Here is a 7,244-nt window from a genome sequence, read left to right on the forward strand (position 1 = left end):
GGCGAGAACTTCACCTTCGTGCACCACGCGCAGCACCGCGCCGTCCGGAGGCTGATCGACGAGGGGGCCATCGGTGAGCCGCGCGGGCTGCGCGCCGTGTTCGGGATCCCGCCCCGGCCGCCGGGCGACATCCGCTACGACGCCGAACTGGGCGGCGGGGCGCTGCTGGACCTCGGCTCGTACGTGGTGCGGGCGGCGCAGCTGCTCCTCGGCGAGGAGCTGAGCGTGCTCGGCTCGATGCTGCGCATGGCCGGCGACCTCGGCGTGGACGTCGGCGGCAACGCCCTGCTGTGCTCGGCGGACGGCGTCCCCGCCGAGCTGATGTTCAGCTTCGAGACCGGTTACCGCTCGGCCCAGTCGATCTGGGGGGCGCACGGCCGGCTCACCCTCGAACGGGCCTTCACCACCCCGCCGACGCTGCGCACCGTGGCGCGCGTCGAGCGGCAGGACCACGTCGAGGAGATCACGCTGCCCGCCGACGACCGGTTCGCGGCGGCCCTGCGGGCGTTCGCCGGGTCGGTGCGCGCTCTCGGCGCCTCCGGAGACGGGGAGCACCGGCTCCGGCGGAGCCTCGACGCGCTGCTGCGGCGCGCGGCGCTGCTCGACGAGATCCGCGAGCGCGCACACGTGGTCGACGTGGACGGACCGGTGCCCGCCGGCGTCCGCTGACCCCGACCCGCCATCCGGAGCCCGGCGTCCGACCCGGCGCCGGGCTCCGCCGTGCCCGGCCTCCGCCGCGAAGATCGGGAATTCTTTCACAGCGGGCCGCCCGGCGTATACCAACGAAAGTCATAAGGCGTATCAGAGTTGGTGATAAGCGCAGGTGAGAGTAGTTGTTAATGAGCATTTAACCGATACCCGGAACAGGCAAGGTCAACCCTGTATCGGTCACGCTCTGATCAACTGCGCCAACAGATCGCGCATGGTCAGCCGGGCGGGCGCTATGGCAAGCTGATCATAACCCCGCCCATCACACGCGCCGGCCGCCGTGCGACATCAGTGCTCTCAAGGACGACGAATGACGGGGAAGGATGGTGTGGAACGGGGTGTGGCCCAAGAAGCTGGTCGAACGCACCGAAGAGATCTCCTGCCTGGAGCGGCTGCACCGCGAATGCGCGGCGGGGAGGGGTGGAATCGTCCTCGTCGGCGGCTCCGCCACCAGCGGCAAGTCCGCTCTGCTGCAGGGGTTCTCGGACCATGTCACGGGCGCGGGGGGCGTCGTACTGGCGGCCACGGCCGCACCCGCGGAACAGGCGCTCCCGCTGGGCGTGGCGGTCCAGGTCCTGACCGCCGCGCAATTGCCCGGCAGCAATACCGAGCAGATCAGTGAATTACTCGACGCCGGCGCGCTGACATTTGCCGCGCCGGACTCCGCCACCGCGGGCGCGACCATACATATCCTGCACGAAATGTGCAAGACGCTGTTCGAGCTATCCGAGCAGAGTCCGCTTGTGGTCGCCGTCGACGACGTCCATTACAGCGACCCGCTGTCCCTGCAGTTCCTGCTCTACCTGGCCCGGCGGCTGCGGCCGAATCGTGTTCTGCTCGTGCTGGCGGAACGGCCGGCATTCCAGCCGGAGTACGCCCGGTTCCGCGCCGAGCTGCTCCGCCAGCCCCGCTGCCGGCAGCTCCGGCTGGGGCCGCTCTCGGTCGCGGGGGTGGCCGAGCTGCTGGCCGCCGAGCTGGGCACGGCCGACGCGCGCGAGGCGGCCCCCCGCCACCACCGGATGAGCGGCGGCAGCCCGCTGCTGGCGGGTGCCCTGATCGAGGACCTGCGCGCCGCCGGCGCGGGCCGCGACCCGGTGCCGGGCATCGCCTTCGGCCAGGCGGTGTCGAGCTGCCTGTACCGGTGCGAGCCCGAGGCGCTGCGGGTCGCGCCGGCGCTCGCCGTGCTGGACGACCTCGCCTCCCCCGCCGTCCTCGCCGAGATGCTCTCCCTCACCGTGGAGCTGACGACCCGGGTGCTGGACGGGCTGACCGCGGTCGGCCTCCTGGCGGACGGCCGGTACCGCCACCCGGCCGTCCGCGCCGCGGTGCTCGACGCCGTTCCGACATCGGAACGCGCCAATCTGCACGACCTGGCCGCCACCGTGCTGCACGCCCACGGGGCGGCGGCGATGCCGCTGGCCCGGCATCTGGTCGCCGCCGGACGGGCCGACCGCCCGTGGACGGTCGCCGTGCTGCGGGAGGCCGCCGACCAGGCGCTCGCGTCGGGCGAGGTGGAGACCGCCGTCCGCTGCCTGACGCTGGCCGTGAAGTCGTGCGCCGACCCGAGGGAGCGGGCGGCGGTCGCGATGGCGCTGCTCAAGGCCAGGTGGCAGGCGAACCCGCTGGCCGCGTCCCGGCACCTGCCGGAGCTGGTCGCGGCCGCGCAGGCCGGGCTGCTGGACCGGCACGACGCGTCCGCGCTGACCGGGTTCCTGCTCTGGCAGGGCCGCGACGACATGGCGCTGGAGATCCTCGACCACCTCGACCGGACCGCGCCCGACGAGAGCCAGCTCCCGGACGCGGCGGCCCTGCGGGAGCGCGAGCTGACCCGGCTCTGGCTCGGCTTCGCCCGCCCCGAGCTGTGGGGCCGGCCGCGGCCGGAGCCGGTGGAGCCCGGCACCGGGCCGATCAGCCGGACCCGCTGGCACCGGCTGGCGCTGCTCCTCGACCGGATGATGGCGCAGGCCGAGGGCGACGACACTCTCAGCCGGGCGGAACAGGTGCTGCAGGGCGCGCGGCTCGGCTCCGACTCGATGTCGATGATCCTGGTCTCGCTCAGCGCCCTCGTCTACGCCGATCGCCTCACCGAGGCGGCCCACTGGTGCGACGCGCTGCACCGGCAGGCCGCCGACCGTGGCGCCCCCGCCTGGCAGGCGCTGTTCGCCGCGGTGCGCGCCAACATCCTGCTCCGGCAGGGCAAGCCGGCCGAGGCCGAGGAACCGGCCCGCGCCGCGCTGACCCTGATGTCGCCGGAGAGCTGGGGGGTCGCCGTGGGCGCGCCGATCGCCAACATGGTGCTCGTCGCGACCGCGCTCGGCAGGTACGACGAGGCGCTGGAGCATCTCAACACACCGGTGCCGAGCGCCGCGTTCGCGACGATCGGCGGGCTGTACCACCTGGCGGCGCGGGGCCGCTACCACATGGCGGTGGCCCGGCCGCGCGCCGCGCTCGACGACTTCTGGGCGTGCGGCGACCTGATGCGCAAGTGGGACCTGGACCTGCCCGCCCTCGTCCCGTGGCGCACCGACCTCGCCGAGGCCTACCTCATGCTCGGCGAGCACACGCGGGCGCGCGACCTGGTCGAGGAGGAGCTGGCCCGGCTCGGCCACGCCCGGTCCAGCACCCGGGCCCGGTCGCTGCGGCTGCTCGCCGCGGTGAGCGACCTGCGCGAGCGGCCGGCGCTGCTGCGCGAGGCCATCGACATCCTGCTGGAGCAGGACGGCGGGTTCGAGCTGGCCCAGGCCCGCGCCGAGCTCGGCCGCGCGCTGTTCATGCTGGGGGACGAGACGCAGGCCCGCGCGGAGGCCCGCACCGCCTACCGGCTCGCCGACCGCGCCGGGATGGACCTGCCGAAGGGCATCCTGCCGCAGGAGATCACCGGGGCGGCCCGCGCGTCCGGCGGCGCGGAGGCGCCCACCGCCGGCCTGATCGGCAAGCTCAGCGACGCGGAGCTGAGGGTCGCGGCGCTGGCCTCCCAGGGGCACACCAACCGGCAGATCGCCGGCAAGCTGTTCATCACCGTCAGCACCGTCGAGCAGCACCTGACCCGCGTCTACCGCAAGCTCAACGTGCGGCGCCGCGCGGACCTCCCGCTGGAGCTGCCGTGCCACGGGGACCGGCTGACGACCGGCTCCGGCTGCTGACCGGAGGCCGCTGACCGGAGGCCGCCGGCCGGCGCGGACCGGCGGGGGCGCGGCCCCGCCAAAGGTGAAAGCTTTTCCTATATCGCGCGGACCGGCGGGAATTCGCGCCACGACCGCCCGGAAAATTCTCCCCACCCGGTTTCCGGGCGGATTTCCGGGGCGGGGTTTCCCGCCGGGTTTCCGGGCCCGGGAAGTTGAACACTCGACGACTTTCCCGGTGCCCGGCCCGCGTCCGTTGCGGGCCTCGCCACCGGCGCGTCAGCGAGTATTCTGTCGGCGGAGTTCCGTTCCGGTTTCCGGATCGTCGTGGGGGCGTCGGCGAAGGGGGCCTGACACTGTGGACGATGAACCGATCAAGGTGCTGCTGGTGGACGACGAGCCCATGGTGTGCGCCCACCTGCGGACCATTCTCGGCGCCACCGGCGACATCGACGTCGTCGGCGAGGCCCACGACGGGGCCGAGGCGGTGGAGGCGGCGCTGCGGCTGCGGCCCGACGTCATCCTGATGGACCTGCGGATGCCGGGCGTGGACGGGCTGGCCGCGATCGAGCGCATCGCGGGCTCGGCCGACCGGCCCGCGATCGTCGCGCTGACGACCTTCGACGCCGACGACCACGTGCTGCGCGCGCTGGGCGCGGGCGCCTCGGGCTTCCTGCTGAAGTCCACCCCGCCGGAGGACCTGGTCGGCCTGGTGCGGGTGGCCGCCGACGGCCACACCGTGATGTCCCAGCCGGTGGCCCGCCAGCTGCTGCTGTCGGCCGACGCGCGGCGGCGCGCCGAGCACGGCCGGGCCCGGCTGATCGGCCGGCTGACCGAGCGGGAGACCGAGGTGCTGAAATGCCTCGGCCACGGCATGTCCAACGTCCAGATCGCCCGGCGCCTGCACCTCACCGAGGGAACGGTGAAGGGATACGTCTCCCGGCTGCTGGTGAAGCTCGACTGCGCGAACCGCACCCAGGCCGGATTGCTCGCCTATGAGGCCGGCCTGCTGAACAACTGACGCGGTACGACAGTTCCGGCGACCATTCCGCCGCACGGTGCCCGCCCCTCGGATAATTCGTGCACCGCGCCTGCGTTTTTCCGGTTTCCGTGGCGTCGCAGGTCGCGCGCTGCGGATTTCCACGGTGCCCGGCAATGCGATGGGGCGAATTCGTCGGCGCGCGCGTTCCGGTGCCGTTCCAAGCCGCCGCCGGCGGCGCGGGGTGATGACGGAAGTAGCGTTTGAAACGGCGCGCCTGCTACCTTCGTGCGGTCTCCCCCCGGTGGGGGTTGAGGCGGGTTCACCCCGGGTGCCAGGGTGCGTACTGTTGTCGGGTGTGATCACGCGAGCTTCGTCGGTCTTCCGTGCGGCCGGTCCGCGCCGTGCGCGCGGCCGCGGGGGGACGACCCGATTCCCGGATGCGGAGAGCCGGTGGCATGGGCGCTAGCACGATCAGGGTCGTCGTGGTGGACGACGAGCCGATGGTGTGCGCGCACCTGCGCACGATCCTCAACGCCGCCGACGACATCGAGGTGGTGGACGAGGCCTACGACGGCGCCGCCGCGGTCGAGACCGTCGTCCGGCACCGTCCCGACGTCGTCCTCATGGACCTGCGGATGCCGGGCGTGGACGGGCTGACCGCCATCCGCCGGCTGGCCGAGTTCCGGGAGCCGCCCGTCACGGTCGCGCTGACGACCTTCGACGCCGACGAGTACGTGATCAAGGCGCTGCGCGCCGGCGCCGCGGGCTTCCTGCTGAAGTCGACTCCGCCCGGCGACTTGGTGAACCTCGTGCGCGTCGCCGCCGACGGGCACACCGTCCTGTCGCCGGTGGCCGCGCAGCGGCTGCTGGCGGGGGCCGCCGACCGCGAGTCGGACCGCGCCCGGCGGACGGCCCGGTTCGAGCAGCTCACCGAGCGCGAACTGCAGGTGCTCGCCTGCCTGGGCGAGGGCATGTCGAACGCCCAGATCGCGCGGCGGCTGCACCTCACCGAGTCCACGGTGAAGGGCTACGTCTCGCGCATGCTGGTCAAGCTGGGCTGCGACAACCGCACCCAGGCCGGGCTGCTGGCCTACGAGGCCGGGCTGGGCACGTCCTGACCGACACCGGCACGGCGACCGGCAGCCGACGCGGCAACTGACACAGGTCTCACGCACGCACGACTTTCGTAGGCAGCCGACGCGCTCGCCCGTTCCGTACCGTGGTCGTGTGCGAAGCCTCCCGCGACTTCGGTCCGGCCTCGCCCGCGACGTGACGCTCGACGTCCTGGTGGTGCTGACGGCGGTCGGCGCGTCCCTGAGCGCGGCCCTGGACGGCCAGTCGGTCCTGTGCCCGTTCGGCGGCGCGACGGCCGGCGTGCTGGTGCTGGCCGCCCTGTCCCTGGCCGTCCGGCGCCGGGCGCCCGTCACCGTCGCCTGGATCAGCGCCGCCCTGGCGGGCGCGCTGCTGGCCGTCGAGTACGCCGCACCGGGCACCCTGCTGCACACCGGCGGCCGCATCGACGCCGGCCGGATCCTCTGGTGGACGCCGGCCGCACCGTTCGCCGCCTACGCGGTGATGGCCTTCCCCGCGTCCGGCCGCCCGGCGTGGACGCGCTGGCCGCCGGTGGTCGCGCTGGTCGTGCTCGTCTCGCTCACCCCCGAGGTACTGCCGCGCGCGTCGCTGCACGAGATCGCGGGCCAGGACACCGGCACCGGCGGCGTGATGATCTCGCGCAGCCTGTTCGCGGTCATCGCCGGCGCCCTGCTCGGCATGTACGTCCAGCAGCGGCGGCGCGTCGTGCAGGGGCTGCAGGAGCGGGCCGAGCGCGCCGAGCACGAGCAGTTCCTGCTCGCCGAGCAGGCCCGCGCCGAGGAGCGCGCCCGGCTGGCCGCCGAGATGCACGACGTGGTCGCGCACCGGGTGACGCTCATGGTGCTCCAGGCGGGCGTGCTGCGCGTGCACGCCCCCGACGAGGCCACCCGCCAGGCCGCGGAGGAGCTGCGCGCCACCGGCTGCCAGGCCCTGGAGGAGCTGCGGGACGTCATCGGGCTGCTGCGCCGCGCCATGGACGGCGACGACGCCGATGACGACGACCACGCGCCGCTGCCGGACCTGTCCGCGCTGATCAGCGAGTCGAACTCGGTGGGGGTCGCGACGGAGCTGGTCGAGGTCGGGGACGCGCCGCTCGCCTCCCCGGTGGTCGGCCGCACCGCCTACCGGATCGTCCAGGAGGCGCTGACCAACGTGCGCAAGCACGCGCCGGGCGCACAGGCGCGGGTGGAGGTCCGGTACCGGGCCGACGGCGTGCGGTTGCGGGTCCGCAACTCCCCGCCCACGGCCCCGCCCGACGCCGACCTGGTGAACAGCGGATCCGGCACCGGGCTGGAGGGCCTGCGGCAGCGCGTGGAGCTGATCGGCGGTGCCGCAGGCCC

5 protein-coding genes are annotated in these 7,244 nt (G+C 73.8%); all 5 read left to right on the forward strand.

The features are described 5' to 3' along the window. Nucleotides 1–669, forward strand: a 669-nt coding sequence (locus tag ETD96_RS45350; RefSeq protein WP_420884830.1) for a Gfo/Idh/MocA family protein, incomplete at its 5' end; no start/stop codon positions are given. 362 nt (nt 670–1,031) lie between these two features. Further along, on the forward strand, nt 1,032–3,851 hold the full coding sequence (locus ETD96_RS37740; protein ID WP_138641290.1) for a helix-turn-helix transcriptional regulator: 2,820 nt from the start codon (nt 1,032–1,034) through the stop codon (nt 3,849–3,851). Between the two features lie 337 nt (nt 3,852–4,188). Then, complete coding sequence (locus ETD96_RS37745; protein ID WP_274704681.1) at nt 4,189–4,851, forward strand: response regulator; 663 nt, start codon at nt 4,189–4,191, stop codon at nt 4,849–4,851. Between the two features lie 416 nt (nt 4,852–5,267). After that, nucleotides 5,268–5,930 (forward strand): response regulator, encoded by a 663-nt coding sequence (locus tag ETD96_RS37750; protein WP_138641291.1) that lies wholly within the window; start codon nt 5,268–5,270, stop codon nt 5,928–5,930. 109 nt (nt 5,931–6,039) lie between these two features. Beyond that, a partial coding sequence (locus tag ETD96_RS37755) for a sensor histidine kinase (protein WP_205719656.1) occupies nt 6,040–7,244 on the forward strand: 1,205 nt, incomplete at its 3' end.

The organism is Actinomadura geliboluensis (assembly GCF_005889745.1).
GTDB classification, from domain to species: domain Bacteria; phylum Actinomycetota; class Actinomycetes; order Streptosporangiales; family Streptosporangiaceae; genus Spirillospora; species Spirillospora geliboluensis.

What these genes read in the sequence shown, in the direction of transcription:
- ETD96_RS37740 (WP_138641290.1), top strand. Translation starts at nt 1,032, where the DNA reads ATGGTGTGGAACGGGGTGTGGCCCAAGAAGCTGGTCGAACGCACCGAA.
- ETD96_RS37750 (WP_138641291.1), top strand. Translation starts at nt 5,268, where the DNA reads ATGGGCGCTAGCACGATCAGGGTCGTCGTGGTGGACGACGAGCCGATG.